Source organism: Paenibacillus sp. JT31N11 (assembly GCF_056269285.1).
Map to the genome: position 1 here is coordinate 447,977 of NZ_JBWDNQ010000006.1, position 17,586 is coordinate 465,562.

Here is a 17,586-nt window from a genome sequence, read left to right on the forward strand (position 1 = left end):
ATTACCTACTATAATGATCGTATATATCGGGTTTCAAAATTCGGATATAAGATACCGAAATTCGGAATTTAATTATATAATAGGGCTACCCGAATGACAAAAGGCGGTGAATTGGAAGAGCGTTACGCTTATCTTTTTGCTTTCAATCTTCAGGAGGTTGTTCATGACATACAACACTAATAGGTATGAATCATTGAGATTATCACCGATGCTGCCGGGCAGGGCATTATTCCCGACCGGCAAGGATGGGTTTAATATGCGAAGAGGTGTCGTTCCGGCATGATGAACAGCGGACTGACCCCTTCAGGGGAAGTAAAGATCGTTCCGCTCGGCGATTCCGGGCTGATTGTTAAATTAGGGGATGTCATAAGTCTGGAGACCCACAAACGGGTCAGACAGCTATCCGACTATCTGGAGCGCCATCCTTTTAACGGGCTGATTGAATACGTGCCGGCGTTCACGTCGGTTACCATCTATTACGAAGGCTTGACGCTGATGACGGAATATGCGGATGAGGTGGGGCAGGAAGACAGGGATTTCCCCTTTCAAATCGCTGCCGGATTAGTGAATAAAATTATTTTGCAGCTGAAGGATATTTCCGACGAGCCGGAGAGGATTGTTAATATACCGGTATGCTACGGCGGCGATCTTGGACCGGATCTGGATGCGGTGGCAGATCATAATGGATTATTGCCCGAAGAGGTGATAAGCATTCATACATCTGCTGATTACCTGGTGTACATGCTCGGTTTTGCGCCGGGCTTTGCTTATCTGGGCGGCATGTCGGAGCGGATCTCAACCCCGCGCAGGCCAACCCCGCGACTGTCGATACCGGTAGGGACCGTAGGAATCGCGGGAGACCAGACGGGGGTTTACCCCATAGAAACGCCGGGAGGCTGGCAGCTGATCGGCAGAACCCCTACACGATTGTTTCTTCCGGAGCTCATGCCGCCAACCTTGTTAAAAGCGGGTGACATCGTCCGCTTTTATCCCATTCCGCGCATGGAGTTCGATCAATGGGAGGAACATAAGTCATGAGTCTGTTGATAAACAAACCAGGGCTGTTGACAACGGTTCAGGATTCCGGCAGATTCGGCGTTCAAAAATACGGCGTTGTCGTAGGCGGGGCCATGGATTCCTTCGCCCTGAGGGTGGCCAACCTGCTGGTGGGCAACGAGGAGACGGACGCGGGTCTGGAGATTACTATAATCGGTCCGGAAATCCGATTTGAAGGTTCGGCTCTGATCTCCGTATGCGGCGGCGATTTGTCCCCAACGCTGAATGGCACGCCCCTTCCCTTGTGGAGAACGATATACGTGCCGGAGGGAAGCCGTCTGAAGTTCGGCAGGATGAGTCGGGGCTGCCGCGCTTATCTTGCGGTTGGCGGAGGACTGGATGTGCCGCTTGAGATGAACAGCCGTTCGACTTATCTGCGGGCGGGAATCGGCGGCTTCCAAGGCCGTGCGCTTCGCCTGGGAGACGAGCTTCCCATTGGCAGCATGTCTGCCCGCAGTTTGAGCATGCTGGACCTGCTGGCGGCCAAAGCGGACGAATCCGGCGCTGTCAGCCACTGGTCGGTAACGCCGGATATCCTCCCGCCTTATTCCCCGGATCCGACGGTGCAGGTCATTGTCGGGGAGGAATACCAGTTGTTCACAGGAGAGAGCTTGTCCAATTTCTTCAGCGAGCCCTATGCGGTTCAGCCGCAATCCGACCGGATGGGCTACCGTTTTGCAGGAAGCAAGCTGGAGCTTAAGAATAAGGCGGAGATGATATCCGCAGCCGTAACGTTCGGAACGGTTCAGGTGCCGCCGGATGGGAATCCGATTGTGTTAATGGCCGATCGCCAAACGACCGGAGGTTATCCGAAGATCGCGCAGGTCATCTCTACAGATCTGCCGCTGCTGGCCCAGGTCAATCCTGGCGGCAAGGTGCGTTTTCAGGCGATTTCGCTAAGAGAAGCGCAGAAACAATACAGGCTTCGCGAGCTTGCTATCCAGACGCTGCGCAGCGGACTGGATCAACTGCAGTCCCCTCAGGGACCGGCAAGGGTAGAGAAATCAGTAGGGGAGAAGGTCATCACGAATGGAGAACAGCAATCGTCCGAAACTTGAGATTCGGGATTTAAAGGTAGAATATTATACAAAAACTCAAACCACAGTTGCTCTGGAGAAGGTTCAGCTGTCGGTGGCGGACGGGGAATTCGTCTCGGTGGTAGGACCCAGCGGCTGCGGCAAATCAACGCTGCTCAAGGTTGTATCCGGCCTGCTCCAGCCGGCTGAGGGAGCGGCCTATATTGACGGTCAGATGGTTCAGGGTGTTCCCGATCAAGTGGGGATGGTGTTTCAGAACGACGCCCTGCTGCCATGGAAGACCGCTTTTGACAATGTCCGGCTTCCGCTGGAAATCAAAGGATTGCCAAGAGACGAGCAGATCAGGGAGGCGGAGCGTCTGCTTAAGATGGTCGGACTGGAAGGATTCCGGGACTATCATCCCAAGCAGCTATCGGGTGGTATGAGGAAGCGGGTGGCGCTGGCCCGCACCTTTGCTTATGATCCGGATATTTATTTGATGGACGAGCCGTTCGGCCCTCTGGATGCGCAGACGCGCGTCAAGATCGGGGAAGAATTTCTGAAGATATGGGAGAAGGTCGGCAAAAGCGTATTGTTCATTACCCATGATATTGAGGAAGCCATCGCATTATCCGACCGGGTCATCGTCATGTCTGCCCGTCCCGGACGCATCAAGGCTGAGTTCAAAATCAATCTGAAGCGCCCCCGCCCTTTTTACGATATCCGCTTCGATCCCGTATTCAAGGAGCTGCAGAGGGAAATCTGGAATCAAATGTCCAACGAAATATAAGCCTCGCTACCGGGAATGCAAGTGTCAAGCTACGTAAAATTTTTAGGAGGCTTTGAACATGTCATCAAAATCCAAAGTCGTTACTCCCGGACCCCGCTCGTCAAGACGCGGCGAGGCTGGCAATACCGCCATTTGGCTGGGGAGAATCGCAGTATTCATCTTGACTGTGGGTCTATGGGAGCTTCTGTCCGGCAGGGCCTTCAATTCCTTCTGGGTCAGCAAGCCTTCGCTTATAATCAAGCGGATTTATGATATGACGGTCGACGGTGATTTATGGTTCCATATGAGCGTCACGCTGCAGGAATCGATTGTCGGACTTCTGATCGGGATGGTTGGAGGAACGCTGCTCGGTATTCTCATTTCCTTCAGCGGTATTTTTCAAAAATGGATTTATCCTTATGTCATGGCCTTATACAGTCTGCCCCGGGTGTCGCTTGCCCCGCTCTTCATCGTATGGTTCGGCATCGGCATGTCCTCCAAAATCCTGATGGTTGTCGCTATGGTCATCTTCGTGGCTTTCTATAACGCCTATGAAGGGGTAAGGAATATTGACAAGGACCTTCTGGACATGATGAGTACATTCAAGGGCAGATGGAACCACAAGCTCAAATGGGTGGTGTTTCCCTCCATTACCGTCTGGATATTGACCAGTTTAAGGCTGAATATCGGAATGGCCCTGATTGGTTCCGTTATTGCCGAGCTGGTAGGGGCAAACAGAGGTCTGGGCTTCTATATCTCCTACTCGTCGAACATGCTGGATACGACGGGGATATTCACCGGACTCGTGCTCATTATGATCATCGCGGTAGTGCTCGAGCAGATTATTATCCAGCTTGAGCGGCGGTTGCTGAAATACCGTTAGGCATCACGATCCAATCAAATCCTAGAGGACAGATTGGGGATTCAAATATAACTTAACCGTAAAGGGGAGGAAACAGCTGTGAAAGGATCAAAATTTGCAATACCCGCACTGCTCGTTCTGATTATGATCGTATTGAGCGCCTGCGGCGGCAATAATGCGCCAGAGAATAATGCTCCGGCCGATAACGCTCCGGCCAATAATGCCGGTTCAGGAACAAACAACACAGGAAGCGAAGGCGGGAATTCCGGTGCCAACGCTCCGCAGGAGGATGTCACGATCCGTCTGGGCCTTGTAGGCGGCGGGATGACTCCGATTATTACGCAAATCGGCATCAGCGACGGCTCTTTCGAGAAAGCGGGCATCCACATTGAAGAGAAGGATTTCACAGCTGGCGCCGATATGGTCCAAGCCCTGGTAGGAGGAAGCCTGGATATTACCCTGGGATCCTACGAGCATATTTTGAGACAGCAAAAGAACGGTCTGGATGTTAAAGCCTACGGCGAGATTTTCAATGGCGTTGGCTACACCCTGATTGTGAAGAAGGATTCCAAGTATCAATCGCTGGAGGATTTGAAAGGCACGACGCTTGCCGTCACCAAAGTAGGCAGTCTGTCGGACACGGGACTTCGCGAAGGTCTGAAGCAGGCCAATATCGATGCGGACAAAGACGTTCAAATCATTAACGGAGGCAGCGGGGCTACGATGCTCGCTGCAATCCAGAGCGGCAAGGTTGCCGGGGGAATGGTGTCGGAGCCGACGATATCCCAAATGCTCGCTACAGGCGAATACCGGGTCCTGTATGATCCGCCGTTCGAATACGCTGGCATTATCATTACAGCCAAGACGGATTGGGTAGAGAAAAACACGGAAACCATGAAGCGTTTCCTGGCAGTCAACAATGAAATTAATGAACGTGTGCAAAAAGATCCATCCATTGCTGTAGCGGCCATGCTGAAAACATTTGATCAAATACCGGAGGATGTCATGCAGTCCGCGGTCAAAAATCAATTGAAGAAGGTTCCCGCAGGCTTGAAGGTCTCCGAGGCGGGTGCGGAAATCGTACAGCAAACCCAGCTTGATCAAGGCATTCTTACCGAGAAGATTCCATTCGAACAAGCGGTGGATATGTCTTTGCTTCCAGCAACAACTCCTTAAAGTCGCAAGTTAAATAAGTCCGAGCAGAAAGAAGGTAATCGCAATGGCTAAAGATTTACGAACATATCTGGGACAGCTATCGGAATACGATTCCCAAAGCATTCGCGTAGTGGACAAGGAAGTGGACCCGAAATTCGGGATAACCGCATATGCTGCGGCACTGGCGGAGAAAGCCGACTATTCGGCACTGCTGTTCGACCAGGTCAAGGGCTCCAGTCTGTCCTGCGTCTCGAACCTGCTGACCTCGTATGAGCGAATTGCCCTGTATCTGGGCTGCGAGGTGCAGGATATTCCGCGCGTCTACGGCGAGAAGCTGCAAAAGCCGATTGATCCCGTCGAAATTGACCGTTCCCGGGCGAAGGTCAAAGAAACCATCATTTCCGAGGATGAAGTGGATCTATCCAAGCTTCCGATCCCTGTCCACAACGAGATGGATGGCGGACCTTACTTATCAGCCGGTGTCATGATTATTCGCGACCCGGACACCGGACTTATCAATGCGGGAATTTACCGCCACCAAATCTTCAATGAACGCGATATGGGCGTATGGTTCCTCGGCGCTCATCACGGCGGGTTGATTTACAAGAAGTACAAGAAGCAGGGCAAGCCTGCTCCGATCGCGATCGCGATTGGCCATCATCCCGGCTTCGTCATGGGCTCCGTTTCCCGCGTACAAGGGATCGGCGGCGAATATGAAGCGGCCGGCGCGCTTATGGGCGAGGCTCTGGAGCTGGTTCAGGCCGAAACCTCTGACCTGCTCGTGCCTGCGCATGCGGAAATCATACTGGAAGGCGTCATTCTTCCGGATGAGGATCACAAAGAAGGACCGTTCGGCGAATGGCCGGGCCACTATCTGGGCGGCGGTTCGGTGCCGACGATTCGCATTACCCGCATCACGCACCGGAAAAATGCGATTTTCCAGGATATCGTCGCGTCCAGCCGCGAGCATCTTGTCGTGGGCGGAGTGCCGCGCTCCGGAAGTATTTATCAGACGGTCAAAGAGGTCGTACCCAGCCTGAAAACCGTCAACGTACCGTTCTACAGCCGGATGAACTGCTATATCTCTTTACATAAAGAGAGGGATGCGGACGTGAAAAAGGCGGCGTTCGCCGCCCTGAATACCGAGCCGGAGAATCTGCGGCATATTGTCGTCGTGGACGAGGATATTGACGTCTTCAACGGTGAGGAAGTGGCCTGGGCCATCGGAACCCGCTTTGACGCGGAGCGCGACCTGTTGGTCATTCCCAAATGGAACGGCCCGGGCGGCCTGCTGCCGACGAACTGGGATTATAATGCGGAGGGCAAGAATACCCCGCGGATGTCCAGTGCGGTCATCGTCGATGCAACCAAGCCGGCCCCGCCGGTCATATTCCCCAAACGGGCGGTTGTGCCGCGGGAGCAGGTGGAGCTTGCCGATTTGCAGGCTCTGCGGGAGCTGAACAAGGAAGAGAAGGACAAGTGGCTGTAAGGCATTCAGCTGCAATATAAGCTTTATCAAGCCTCAAACGACGCGGCGGACCGGCTGTTATCCGGTTCTGCCGAATGCGTTTGAGGCTGCCCTGTTTCATGCGGGCGGAACGCAAGCTGACAAAAGAACGGGAGGAAGAAACAATGAAGGTTGTGGATTTGAACTGCGATATGGGTGAGAGCTTCGGCGCATACAAGCTGGGAAGAGACGCCGAGGTGCTCAAATTTGTAACCTCTGCGAATATCGCCTGCGGATTTCATGCCGGCGATGCGGCTACCATGCGCCGCACGGTCAAGCTGTGTCTGGAGCATGGCGTAGCCATCGGCGCTCATCCGGGACTTCAGGACCTGATCGGCTTCGGACGCCGGGACATGGATATTTCGCCGGAAGAAGCCTATGATATCGTCGTTTACCAAATTGGCGCATTATGGGGCTTCGTGCGGGCGGAAGGAGCAAAGCTTCAGCATGTGAAGGCGCATGGCTCTTTATATAATATGGCGGTCCGCAATGCCGCGCTGGCGGAGGCGATTGCCGAAGCGGTATACAAAGTCGATCCTGAGCTTATTTTGTTCGGGCTTGCAGGCAGCGAGCTGATCACAGCCGGCCGCAAGGTGGGGCTGCAGACGGCGAGCGAGGTATTCTCGGACCGCACCTACCAGGCTGACGGTTCGCTGACCTCCAGAAGGCTTCCTGATTCGGTCATCATCGATGACGAGCGGTCGCTCAATCAGGTGATCCGGATGGTATCCGAAGGGAAGGTGCTTTCCCAGCAGAAGACCGATGTTGCCATACAGGCGGATACGATCTGCGTTCATGGGGATGGCATCCATGCTGTAGAATTTGCCGAGAAAATCAACCGTTCATTAACGGCAGCGGGCATAACCGTCCAGCCGCCGGGAGCAACGCCGGGCCGGTGAGCTTATGCAGACAGAGAGGAGCAAATCGCTAGTGGAAACATTGCATTTACAAACGGATGTGCTGATTATCGGGGCCGGCGCAGCCGGCATGATGGCGGCAAGAGCGGCGGCCGATGAAGGCGCCGACGTCATTCTGACGGATAAAAGCCTAATCGGCCGGGGCGGTGCCACCATATTGGCCCAGATGACCGTAGCTGTTGCTTTGGGGGAAGCCGAGGAAGACAATCCAGACGTTCATTTCGAGGATACGATGAAGGGCAGCCGTGGAATGGCTGACCCGGCGATCGTCCGCGCGATTGTGGACAGGGGGCCGGAGGTCATCCTGGAAGCGGAGCGTTATGGCGTGAAATGGGCCAGAACGCCGGATGGCAAGCATTCGCAGGCATTCGCTCCGGGCCATTCCAAAGCCCGCTGCGTCTATGTGGATATTCTCAATACGGGCGGAGCAACTTCTGCCGGATTGAAGAAAGCGATCTGGAAGGACGCGAAGATCAAGCGGCTGAAGAACATTATGATTACGAAGATCGTCGTTGAAGAGGGACGCGCGGTCGGGGCAGTCGGTTTTGAAATGGAGAATTACCGTCCGGTAAGCATCGCGGCTTCATCCGTCATTCTGGCAACCGGCGGTCTGACGGAAGTGTATGAACGCAACAGCGCCTCCACCAATATGACCGGAGACGGGTACATTCTCGCCGTAGAGGCGGGAGCCGAAGCGCGTGATATGGAGATGGTGCAGTTCTTCCCGATTGCGCATCTGTTCCCGCCGCTTGTCGGAATCGACCCTATCATGTGGGATCCATTCCGCTACAAGCTGGGGGGACGGCTCCTGAACGGGAACGGCGAAGAGTTCATGGACAAGTACAACGGCGAGGTTGCCGGAAAATATACCGCCGCGCGCGATCAGACGACACTTGCGATTTTCCGGGAGGTTGAAGCGGGAAGGGGAACTCCGCATGGCGGAGCCTACCTTGATTTCCGCATGGTGCCTGAGGAAAAGCTGAGGGAAGCCTTCGGGCCGGTCATCGGCATTTTGGCGGATCAGGGTGTGGACCTGACCAAGGATATGGTTGAGGTGGCGCCAATGGCGCATTTCATGCTGGGCGGGATTCAGGTCGACGACAGCATGAGAACCCGCGTGCCGGGTCTTCTTGCCTCAGGCGAGCTGATTTACGGCATGCATGGCGCGAACCGTCTCTCGGGGAATGCCATCACGGAAGCGCTCGTCACAGGGCGCATCGCCGGAGAGACGGCAGCCCGCGAACGGGGCGGCACGAATCCGGCCGCTGTCAGTCAGGCGTTGAATACGGAGCTTGCGCGTCTGGCGCAATTCTGGCATCCGCATCCGGTGGAGCGGGACACCGCTTCGCTGCAGGCTTTCAAACGCAAGCTGCAGCAGGTGATGTGGAAGGGGGCAGGTCCGCTGCGGACGGAAAGCGGCTTGCTTGAAGCGCTGGACCAGGTCCGCGGGCTGCGCGCCGAGCTGCAGGCGATTTCGCTGGCCAAGCAGCAGACATATGCCCTGACGCTGGTCGAGAAGCTGGAGGCTGCCAATTTGCTGAAGATCGGCGAGTCGATCATTATGGGCGCATTGGACAGAAAAGAATCCCGCGGCGCTCACGTCCGCCTGGATTTTGAAGATATGCTGGACGTTCCCTTCAGCTCCACCTTTACTTTGGACGGGGACGGGGAATGGGTAATCGGGCAAATTGAACTGCCTGTTAAGGCTTGAATAACATGAGAGGAGAAATCACATGTCGATTGTCAGTTTGAACGTGGTCCGGGGCGATGCCGCAACAGGGGCTTCCCTGGAGCATTTCGAGGTCCCTTATCGGGAGGGAATGAGCCTGCTGGATGCGATTTTCTGGATACGGGAGCATAAGGATCCTTCCCTCTCCGTAAGGTACTCCTGCCGCTCCGCCAATGCCTGCAAGGAATGCTCGGCGATCGTGGGCGGCAAGGCGGGCTATCTCTGCAGCATCCGCGCGGTGCCGGGCAGCGAGGTCACGATTGAGCCCTTGGCTGCACTCCCGTGGATCAAGGATTTGGCTACTTCGCTGGAATAGCCGGATTCTTGCCGGGGGTTCCGGCGAGGCTGCCGTCAACCGTGCATTCATCATACGTTGAGGAGGAAAACTATGGCCTGGCTTCAGCCCCGCAGCTTGACCGAAGCGTTGGAGCAGCTTCAGGAGCGCAAGCCCCGCATCGCATGCGGGGGAACAGATCTGTTTGTTAACGGGCAGAGAAGAGAGTCCGAGAGGACGGGGATGGATTGGCTGGATTTGCGGAATGTGCCTGAACTGAGAGAGGTCAGCCGCCATGAAGACGGCCTGGAGATCGGCGCAGCCGTTACAGCTGCCGAGATATGGGGCAGCGATACGTTCAGCATCGTTCCGGCATTGCAGCAGGCCGCACAGATCGTCGGCGGCTGGCAGATCCAGAACCGGGCCTCCCTGGCCGGCAATGTGGCTAATGCTTCACCGGCAGCCGACATGGTGGTTCCGCTGGTTGCATACCGGGCCGAGGTAAGGCTGGCTGGAGCTGACGGCTCCCGCAGCGTGCCGGTTGAGGAATTTATAACCGGACCCAAGCAGACCGGACTGCGCGAGGGGGAGATCATTACTTCCCTGTTCATTCCGGAGCGGATGCTGGGCATTCCGCAGATTTTCCTGCGCTATGATCAGCGCGCGGCGACCGATATCTCAATCGTCTCCGTAGCGCTGGTGCTTCAGGGCAGCGCAGGACAGGTCGAGTGGGCCACTGCCGCCATTGGCGCAGCAGCGCCCAAGCCGTTCACCTTGAATGCCGAAGAAGAGCATTTGTGGAACGGAGAGCTGAATGAGGACAAGCTGGAGCAGCTTGGCGACTTGTATGCGCGCCGCAGCTCGCCGATTACGGATATAAGAGCAAGCGCGGAATACCGCCGCTCATTGGTTGGAACGCATATTAAACGGGCTGCCCGTTTGCTGGCAGGGAACCTGTAGATATAGGTGGGAGGAGAAAAAGGATGACAGAGAACAAATTAACGATAGCGATGTCCGAGAGCGACCGTACCCTTAAGCTGTTGACCGGAGCCAAGCGCATACCGGGTTTTGAACTGGAGGTCAAGCAGGAAAGCATCGAAGATATATTCGTCAATCAGATATCCCGGGCTGTATACGATGTGTCCGAGCTTTCGCTGGCATCTTATCTGATTGCCAAGGGCGGAGGCGACACCCGGCTGACAGCCATTCCCGTATTTCTGTCGCGTTCATTCCGGCACAATGCGATTTATGTCCGTTCGGACAGCCCATACAAGCATCCCTCCGAGCTGAAAGGCCGCCGCTTCGGTTTCCCCGAATTTCAAATGACCGCCGCCGTTTGGGTCAGAGGCATGTTCAGACATGAGTGGGGCATCGGCAATGAGGATATCCAGTGGTTCACCTTCCGTCCGGAGCGTGTTCCTGTCGACATTCCGGCTGTATTGACGGAAGGGGATATTTTCGAGGCGCTGGCGGAAGGAAAGGTCGATGCGATTATGTCGGCCCGCCGTCCTCCCGCGAAGCTGTTTGCCGCTTCCGGAGAAGGGGGAGTTCTTCGCCGCCTGATCCCTGACGTATGGGATGTGGAGCGGGAGTATTACGGGCGCACCGGGATATTTCCGATTATGCACCTGGTCTCGATGAAGGAGGAAACAAGCACCCGTCACCCTGAGCTGCCCCGGCAGCTGTACGAGCTGATGCAGGAAATCAAGAACGAGGGGATTGGCGGACTCCTGGAGACGATCAAGAACAATACCTCGAATCCGTTTGTCTGGGAATCAGTTGAGCAATCCATGGAGCTTATGAGCGGAGATATCTGGCCCTACGGTACGGACAAGAATTGGGGACAGATCCGGCAATTCATTACTTATTTGCAGGAAGACGGTCTTCTGAAGCGGGATCTGTCACTGGAAGAGGTTTTCCATGCATCCGTACTGGACACATAAGGATGGGAAGAGGTGCGCGTCAGAATGAATGGTGGAACCGATAGCCCGATTAAGTTGACGATTAACGAACAAGATACCGTCTGGCACGGAGAGGCGACAGATTCGCTGGCGGATGTGATCCGCGAAGGCCAGGGACTCACTGGAACCAAGATAGGCTGCCGCACCGGTGAATGCGGAGCCTGCACCGTTCTGCTGGACGGCCAGCCGGTCGTATCCTGCCTGATTCCCGCCGCTTCCGCCCAGGGGCAGAAGATCGAAACGATCGAAGGCTTGTCGCTGAAGAGTGAATTCCAGTCATTGGTGCAGTCCATGCAGGACAACGGCGGCGTCCAGTGCGGCTTTTGCACCCCGGGGGTTATGGTGACCTTATGGGCCTGGATGCAAAATCCCGGGCTGTTTGGCGGAGACGTGGGAGCCGCGCTGAAGAACAATTTATGCCGCTGTACCGGCTATCTTGGCATCATCAACGCAGCGGAGCAGGTCATAGCAGCGAGAGGAGCGGCGCGATGAACACTGTCAAGCCAGCCATGAAGAAGTCTCCCGCCGATTTGAAATTGAAGCTTGAAGGACATACAAAATATGTGCATGATATGAATTTTCCCGGGCAGCTGATCGGGGCCATCTACCGCAGTCCTTACCCTCACGCCCGGATTACCCGGATCAATGTGGACCGGGCGAGGGAAATGGAGGGAGTCGTAGCGGTAATCACGGCTGATGATGTTCCGGATCATCAATACGGTCCGACCAAATTCAAGGACTGGAATATTCTTGCGAAGGACCGTGTACTGTTTATCGGCGACGAGATTGCCGCGGTAGCCGCTGAGAGCAGGGAGGCTGCGCAGCGGGCGCTGGCTGCGATCGAGGTGGAATTCGAGCAGCTGCCCGGCGTGTTCGATCCCGAGGAAGCGATGAAAGCGGGGGCTCTTCTGCTGCATGACGACGTGGAGTTTAACCGTCCCATGCAGATCGCACTGGAACGCGGAGATATAGAGGACGGGAAGCGGCGGGCTGCGGTCGTCAAAGGCGGCCGCTATCTGTCGAACCGCATTTATCAGGGGCATCTGGAGCCGATTGGCGTCCTTGCCAGCTGGTCGGAGGAGGAAGGCATCACGATCTGGGCGCCCTCTCATATTCCGTACCGGGCCAGAGAGACTTACGCGGCTGGATTCGGACTGCCTGAGGACAAGGTGCGCATCATTGTGCCGCCGATAGGTGGATCGTTCGGCTCCAAATATGTGCTCAAGGTCCATGTTATCGCTGCGGCGCTTGCGATGGCGGCCAACCGGCCCGTCAAGATAATTCTTGACCGTTACGAGGATATGATTACTGCGCATCCCCGCGTCCCATTGACCTTTGATATCGAAATCGGGGCGGATGAGGAAGGCCATTTTGTATACAAAGACCTGACTGTATATGCCGATGCCGGGGCGAGGGTATACTGGAGTCCCAATGTGATCTCGACGGCGTGCACGAGGGCGGATAACATCTATCATTTTCAAAATGTGAAGTCGGCAGGGTATCTGTGCTATACCAACAACAGCCCGACGACCTGCATGCGGGGATTCGGCAATGCGGAGATGCTGTTCGCGGTGGAAAGCGTCATAGATGAAATCGCGCTGGAGCTGGGCATGGACCCCGCCGAGCTTCGCCTGAAAAATATCGTTCACGAAGGCGATACGACGATCCACGGCTACCGCCTCGATACATGCAAATTGGAGCAGTGCATCGAGAAGGTGAAGGAGATATCCGGCTGGAGCCGGCGCAGCGGGCTGCCGCCTTACCGGGGATTGGGGCTGGGGGTGGCGAACCATGTGTCCGGATTCCGCGCCATAGATCCCCGATTTGACGGCTCAACAGCCGTTGCACGCCTGAAGTCCGACGGTCAGGTGGAGATCGAGACCGGCGAGATTGAGCTTGGCCAGGGCATGTCGTTGTCCTATGCCCGGATTGCGAGCCGTACGCTGGGCATCCCCGAGGCGGAGATCCTGATCAAATCGGGGGATACGGGACGTTATCCGTTCGGCATTGGAACGCTGGCCTCCCGGAGCACCGTTATCGGCGGCAATGCTGTTAACAAGGCGGCCGAGTCCTTATTGAAGCAGATTGCCGACTTATCGAGGACGGTTCTTGGAGAAGGAGCGGTATTCGAAGGCGGCTCCGTAATCCATGATGGGCGCACTTACCCGTTGAGCGAAATATCGGCCTGGTACCGCGCCCGCCATGCCGGAGAGGAAATGGCCGTCAGAGAAACCTACATCCCGGATACGGAGATGCCGGACGCCACTTATTACGGACATCCATCACCGAACTACCCCTTCGCCGCGCATGTCGCGGAGGTGGAAGTAGACCCTGATACCGGCCGGACCAAGGTTGTCGGTTATTGGGCAGTTCATGACTCCGGGACGATTATCCATGAGGTTATGGCCAAGGGGCAGGTGCTTGGGGCAGTAGCCCAGGGCATCGGCTGGGTGACGATGGAGGATCTGATTGTGAAGGAAGGCCGCGTGATGAATCCGTCGATGATGGATTACCGGATGCCGGGGGCGAAGGACATTCCGCAGATCGAGGTTGCTTTTATCGAGGATGCAGACCCTCATGGACCGCTGGGCGCCAAATCGCTGGGCGAAGTGGCGCTGGACCCTGTGCCCGGGGCGATTGCCAACGCCATTGCCCATGCAACGGGCAAACGCGGTTATGCGCTGCCGTTATCGGCGGAACGGGTCTGGAGATCGCTGCATTCTTAGGTCATGCTATCCTCTCCAGCCCTCGCGCACGCCGGGCAGCAGGAGAAGACAAGACAAGGGGCGGAGGTGACAACGGACATGGAGGAGATCCACCGTACTCTCCTGGATTATCAGGCGGAGGGCAGATCGTGTGTGGTGGCGACTGTGATTGATGTGGAAGGCTCCGCGTACCGCCGGGAAGGCGCAAGATGCCTGATCCTGGAGGACGGGGAAGTGACGGGCATTCTCAGCGGCGGCTGTATCGAGGAGGACCTGCGCGGCTATGCCGGCGAAGTCATGCGAACCGGCGGGTCGCGCAAAGTCTATTACGATTTCCGCGCGGGGGAAGACGATGTCTGGGGAACCGGCATCGGCTGCAACGGGGCGATTACCGTTTGGCTCGAATCATTCGATCCCATCCGTTATCCGGATGCAGCCCGCTATCTGCTGGAGGACCTGCAGAAGCGCGCGGAGACGCGCCTGCCTTATGAAGCCGTAACGGTTGTAACCTCATCCGATCCGCAGCTCTGCCCTCCGGGCACACGCTGGACCCGTCCCGATGGAACGGCCGACAATCCGCTGGGCGAGGGACGCAAGGCAGGGGTTGTGCCCGTATCACTGAATGGCGTTCGGCTGGAGCTGCTGGTTGAAACAATCACGCCGCGTCCGGAGCTGATCATTGTCGGGGTTGGCGACGATGCCCGGCTCCTGTGCAGTATGGCGGCGATGCTTCAATGGCGCGTCAGCATTCTGTACCACTTGACCGACAAAGCAAGCAAGGAGAGATTCCCGGAAGCGGATGACATCCGGATCATTCCGCGGCTGGGCTTTGAACAGGCGGATATCAGAGGGAAATATGTCGTGGTCATGAGCCATAATCTTGAACTGGACCGCGAGGCGGTAAGGAAGCTGCTGACTGGGGATGTGGCCTATTTGGGGCTTGTGGGCTCCAAATACCGGCTGGAGCATATACTTGCGCATATACGGGCGCAGGATCGGAATTTTGACAGCGGGCTGCTCGACAAGCTGTATTCGCCGGTGGGCCTTGATATCGGGGCGGAGACGCCGCAGGAGATCGCCATGAGCATCATGGCAGAGGTTACGGCCTGCCGCAAAGGCCGATCCGGCGGATTCCTGCGAAGCAGCAAGGGATTGGGGCTGTCCGCCGCTGCCCATCATTTCCCGCCCATTCTCCCGGTAAAGGAGTCCCATCATGTCTGAGCAGATATGGGCATTGATTCTTGCCGCCGGCGCTTCGAGACGGATGGGCGAACCCAAGCTTCTCCTACCGGCTGCGGAGGGCAGTCTGCTCAAGCAGGCCGTTCTTCGGGCCCTTGCAGCGGGAAACTGCCGGACAGCCGTCATTGCGGCGAAGAATGGCCCGGTGAAACGGGAGCATGCGGGGGATCTGCCTGTGGAATGGCTGGAGACCGACCGCTCGCATCTGGGTCTGGGCGCATCGCTTGCCGCCGGACTGGGGATTCTGGCAGCGAAGCATGCACCCAAGGGCCTTATCGTCCTGCTTGCCGACCAGCCTGATATGAAGAGCGATATGATCAGAAGGGTCGGCGAGGTTTACCGGGAAAACGGCGGGTTGATTGTCCAGGCCCGTTACGGGAACCGGCCCGCGCATCCCGTTCTGTTCGATGCGTCACTGTTTCCGGAGCTGCTAGCCCTCTCTGAGGATATCGGAGCCAAATCCCTGCTCCGCAAATACAAGGAGCAGGTGGTATATGTCGATACGCCAGAGGATGCGCCCCGGGATATCGATACCCCTGAGGAATACCGGCATTATCTTCGGACTGCCGGTTTGAAGCCGTAAATCCCTTTTCACTCCCTCCATCTAAATGATGCATCCAAACATGCTTTACAACTGAAGCAATAGGGAATAAACTAGGCAAACAGGGGTTGCCGGTTTTTTCAACGCCCATGTGCGGCCCTGTTACATTCAATTTGGAAGCTTACGCACTCATTATAGAGGGAGATATCATGAGCCAAATATTTCATAAACAGATCGACAGCCTAGTCAAAGACATTGTTGCCAGTCATAGAGAGCACCCCCAGACCATTTCGCTTGATTCGGCTGATCTTCCCAATAGAGACAGCATTATTGAGATTATCCACCTGCTCAGGGGCTTGTTGTTCCCGGGCTATTTTGGCAAGCAGAAGCTAAGCGACGCTACGATTGAATACCATATTGGCGATATGCTGATTAATATTCACGAGAAGCTTCATGAACAGCTAAGCTGCGTCCTTAAGCTGCAGGAGAGCCAGGATGGCGATTTGTGCCCGGATATCGGGAAAAAATCAGATGAGATCATCTATGCGTTCCTGAGCAAAATCCCGGAGCTGCGGACCGTACTGGCCACGGATGTCCAGGCAGCCTTCGACGGCGACCCTTCCGCCAAGGATACCAACGAAATCATTTTTTCTTATCCGGGGATTCTGGCTGTAAGCATCTACCGTATGGCCCATGAGCTATATTTGCTTTCCGTTCCGCTTCTGCCAAGAATCATGACGGAGTATGCGCACAGCGTAACCGGAATTGATATTCATGCGGGCGCCACGATCGGCAGTTATTTCTTCATCGATCACGGGACTGGCGTGGTTATCGGGGAAACGACAACGATTGGCAATCACGTGAAGATATATCAGGGGGTTACCCTCGGCGCTCTGTCAACCAGAGGCGGGCAGACCCTTCGCGGCGTCAAACGGCACCCTACGCTCGAGGATGAGGTAACGGTTTACTCCGGCGCTTCGATCCTGGGCGGAGAGACCGTAATCGGCAAAGGCGTGCTTATCGGCAGTAATGTATTCATTACCACATCGGTTCCGGTGGGGACCCGGGTTAGCGTGAAGAATCCGGAGCTGGTCTTTAAAGGCCATACACCGCGGGAATTTATTCAGGAATTCATCGCCGATTGGGTTATTTAACGGTTTGTTTTCCAGTGTTGGATGAAGCAGGATAAAAGATCAGGGGAAATCCTTGGTCTTTTTGTCTTTATGGGCGATTCAGCGGATAATCCTAGTGAGGAAGAGGGGGTGGAAAGCGTGGGCGATGCCGGTGCGGTCATTCTCGAAACAGAGCGTTTGGTTCTTAGATGTTATCAGGATGAGGATCTGCCTGCACTGCATGATATCTTCGCGGAGCAGGGCATGATGAGCTTTTATCCGGCTCCTTTCACAAGCAGTCAGACCAGGAGCTGGATTGAACGCAATCAGACCCGGTATCTTAAGGATGGTTACGGGCTATGGGCAGTCTGCCTGAAGGAGACCAACGCCTGCATTGGCGACTGCGGCCTGGTTGCCCAGCAAATCGAGGGCAGACCTGAAGTGGAGATCGGCTATCATATCAAGCGGGGATTATGGTCGCAAGGGTATGCGACGGAGGCAGCCCTGGCTTGCCGGGATTACGGCTTTGGGCATTTGGGGCTTCCGCGGCTGATCAGCATTATTCACCCCCGTAATACGGCTTCGATCCGGGTTGCGGAGAAGCTTGGATTTGTCTGGCAGAAGGATGTCTATATATTCAATAATCAGCATTCGATTTATTCGGCAGCGCGGGAGCGCACCACTCATCCATGTATCGTGGAAGTTGTTAAAGGTGTTACCTGATGACATTATTTGCATCTCTC

The 17,586-nt window shown here is 55.7% G+C and carries 17 protein-coding genes; all 17 read left to right on the forward strand.

All coding sequences use genetic code 11. The annotated features are described in order from the left end of the window. Positions 1-279 precede the first annotated feature (279 nt). On the forward strand, positions 280-1,038 hold the full coding sequence (pxpB, locus tag AC0YNV_RS22605) for a 5-oxoprolinase subunit PxpB (RefSeq protein WP_475770022.1): 759 nt from the start codon (positions 280-282) through the stop codon (positions 1,036-1,038). Continuing rightward, positions 1,035-2,114, forward strand: a complete 1,080-nt coding sequence (locus AC0YNV_RS22610; RefSeq protein ID WP_475770023.1) for a 5-oxoprolinase subunit C family protein — start codon at positions 1,035-1,037, stop codon at positions 2,112-2,114. Before pxpB ends, AC0YNV_RS22610 begins: the two co-directional genes overlap by 4 nt. Continuing rightward, positions 2,086-2,862 (forward strand): ABC transporter ATP-binding protein, encoded by a 777-nt coding sequence (locus AC0YNV_RS22615; RefSeq protein WP_210046315.1) that lies wholly within the window; start codon positions 2,086-2,088, stop codon positions 2,860-2,862. Before AC0YNV_RS22610 ends, AC0YNV_RS22615 begins: the two co-directional genes overlap by 29 nt. 58 nt (positions 2,863-2,920) lie before the next feature. After that, complete coding sequence (locus tag AC0YNV_RS22620) at positions 2,921-3,724, forward strand: ABC transporter permease (RefSeq protein ID WP_475770024.1); 804 nt, start codon at positions 2,921-2,923, stop codon at positions 3,722-3,724. Positions 3,725-3,802: 78 nt separating this feature from the next. Then, complete coding sequence (locus tag AC0YNV_RS22625) at positions 3,803-4,879, forward strand: ABC transporter substrate-binding protein (RefSeq protein WP_475770025.1); 1,077 nt, start codon at positions 3,803-3,805, stop codon at positions 4,877-4,879. 43 nt (positions 4,880-4,922) lie between these two features. Further along, on the forward strand, positions 4,923-6,347 hold the full coding sequence (locus AC0YNV_RS22630; protein ID WP_475770026.1) for a UbiD family decarboxylase: 1,425 nt from the start codon (positions 4,923-4,925) through the stop codon (positions 6,345-6,347). 143 nt (positions 6,348-6,490) lie between these two features. Continuing rightward, positions 6,491-7,264 (forward strand): LamB/YcsF family protein, encoded by a 774-nt coding sequence (locus AC0YNV_RS22635; protein ID WP_475770027.1) that lies wholly within the window; start codon positions 6,491-6,493, stop codon positions 7,262-7,264. Positions 7,265-7,295: 31 nt separating this feature from the next. Next, positions 7,296-8,993 (forward strand): FAD-binding protein, encoded by a 1,698-nt coding sequence (locus tag AC0YNV_RS22640; protein ID WP_475770028.1) that lies wholly within the window; start codon positions 7,296-7,298, stop codon positions 8,991-8,993. 22 nt (positions 8,994-9,015) lie between these two features. Beyond that, positions 9,016-9,327 carry a 2Fe-2S iron-sulfur cluster-binding protein gene (locus tag AC0YNV_RS22645; protein WP_210046309.1) on the forward strand — a complete coding sequence of 104 codons (312 nt, stop codon included), beginning with the start codon at positions 9,016-9,018 and terminating at the stop codon, positions 9,325-9,327. Positions 9,328-9,399: 72 nt separating this feature from the next. Beyond that, positions 9,400-10,245 (forward strand): FAD binding domain-containing protein, encoded by an 846-nt coding sequence (locus AC0YNV_RS22650; protein WP_475770029.1) that lies wholly within the window; start codon positions 9,400-9,402, stop codon positions 10,243-10,245. Positions 10,246-10,268: 23 nt separating this feature from the next. Then, positions 10,269-11,228, forward strand: coding sequence for a substrate-binding domain-containing protein (locus tag AC0YNV_RS22655; RefSeq protein ID WP_475770030.1), 960 nt, complete (start codon positions 10,269-10,271; stop codon positions 11,226-11,228). A 24-nt stretch (positions 11,229-11,252) separates the two neighbouring features. Then, positions 11,253-11,738 carry a (2Fe-2S)-binding protein gene (locus AC0YNV_RS22660; RefSeq protein ID WP_475770031.1) on the forward strand — a complete coding sequence of 162 codons (486 nt, stop codon included), beginning with the start codon at positions 11,253-11,255 and terminating at the stop codon, positions 11,736-11,738. After that, the gene (locus tag AC0YNV_RS22665; RefSeq protein WP_475770032.1) at positions 11,735-13,972 is read left to right on the forward strand and encodes a xanthine dehydrogenase family protein molybdopterin-binding subunit; all 2,238 of its coding nucleotides are present in this window, start codon (positions 11,735-11,737) and stop codon (positions 13,970-13,972) included. Before AC0YNV_RS22660 ends, AC0YNV_RS22665 begins: the two co-directional genes overlap by 4 nt. Positions 13,973-14,050: 78 nt before the next feature. Beyond that, entirely contained in the window at positions 14,051-15,172 is a 1,122-nt protein-coding gene (locus tag AC0YNV_RS22670) for an XdhC family protein (protein WP_475770033.1), read from the forward strand. Continuing rightward, complete coding sequence (locus AC0YNV_RS22675; RefSeq protein WP_475770034.1) at positions 15,165-15,773, forward strand: nucleotidyltransferase family protein; 609 nt, start codon at positions 15,165-15,167, stop codon at positions 15,771-15,773. The genes AC0YNV_RS22670 and AC0YNV_RS22675 overlap by 8 nt, the downstream gene beginning before the upstream one ends. Before the next feature lie 167 nt (positions 15,774-15,940). Further along, a complete protein-coding gene (locus AC0YNV_RS22680; RefSeq protein ID WP_210046302.1) occupies positions 15,941-16,885 on the forward strand; it encodes a serine O-acetyltransferase in 945 nt (314 codons plus the stop codon). A gap of 117 nt (positions 16,886-17,002) precedes the next feature. Continuing rightward, positions 17,003-17,566 (forward strand): GNAT family N-acetyltransferase, encoded by a 564-nt coding sequence (locus tag AC0YNV_RS22685; protein WP_475770035.1) that lies wholly within the window; start codon positions 17,003-17,005, stop codon positions 17,564-17,566. Positions 17,567-17,586: the final 20 nt, after the last annotated feature.

What these genes read in the sequence shown, in the direction of transcription:
- pxpB (WP_475770022.1), top strand. Translation starts at nt 280, where the DNA reads ATGATGAACAGCGGACTGACCCCTTCAGGGGAAGTAAAGATCGTTCCG.
- AC0YNV_RS22610 (WP_475770023.1), top strand. Translation starts at nt 1,035, where the DNA reads ATGAGTCTGTTGATAAACAAACCAGGGCTGTTGACAACGGTTCAGGAT.
- AC0YNV_RS22615 (WP_210046315.1), top strand. Translation starts at nt 2,086, where the DNA reads ATGGAGAACAGCAATCGTCCGAAACTTGAGATTCGGGATTTAAAGGTA.
- AC0YNV_RS22620 (WP_475770024.1), top strand. Translation starts at nt 2,921, where the DNA reads ATGTCATCAAAATCCAAAGTCGTTACTCCCGGACCCCGCTCGTCAAGA.
- AC0YNV_RS22630 (WP_475770026.1), top strand. Translation starts at nt 4,923, where the DNA reads ATGGCTAAAGATTTACGAACATATCTGGGACAGCTATCGGAATACGAT.
- AC0YNV_RS22635 (WP_475770027.1), top strand. Translation starts at nt 6,491, where the DNA reads ATGAAGGTTGTGGATTTGAACTGCGATATGGGTGAGAGCTTCGGCGCA.
- AC0YNV_RS22645 (WP_210046309.1), top strand. Translation starts at nt 9,016, where the DNA reads ATGTCGATTGTCAGTTTGAACGTGGTCCGGGGCGATGCCGCAACAGGG.
- AC0YNV_RS22650 (WP_475770029.1), top strand. Translation starts at nt 9,400, where the DNA reads ATGGCCTGGCTTCAGCCCCGCAGCTTGACCGAAGCGTTGGAGCAGCTT.
- AC0YNV_RS22655 (WP_475770030.1), top strand. Translation starts at nt 10,269, where the DNA reads ATGACAGAGAACAAATTAACGATAGCGATGTCCGAGAGCGACCGTACC.
- AC0YNV_RS22660 (WP_475770031.1), top strand. Translation starts at nt 11,253, where the DNA reads ATGAATGGTGGAACCGATAGCCCGATTAAGTTGACGATTAACGAACAA.
- AC0YNV_RS22665 (WP_475770032.1), top strand. Translation starts at nt 11,735, where the DNA reads ATGAACACTGTCAAGCCAGCCATGAAGAAGTCTCCCGCCGATTTGAAA.
- AC0YNV_RS22670 (WP_475770033.1), top strand. Translation starts at nt 14,051, where the DNA reads ATGGAGGAGATCCACCGTACTCTCCTGGATTATCAGGCGGAGGGCAGA.
- AC0YNV_RS22675 (WP_475770034.1), top strand. Translation starts at nt 15,165, where the DNA reads ATGTCTGAGCAGATATGGGCATTGATTCTTGCCGCCGGCGCTTCGAGA.
- AC0YNV_RS22680 (WP_210046302.1), top strand. Translation starts at nt 15,941, where the DNA reads ATGAGCCAAATATTTCATAAACAGATCGACAGCCTAGTCAAAGACATT.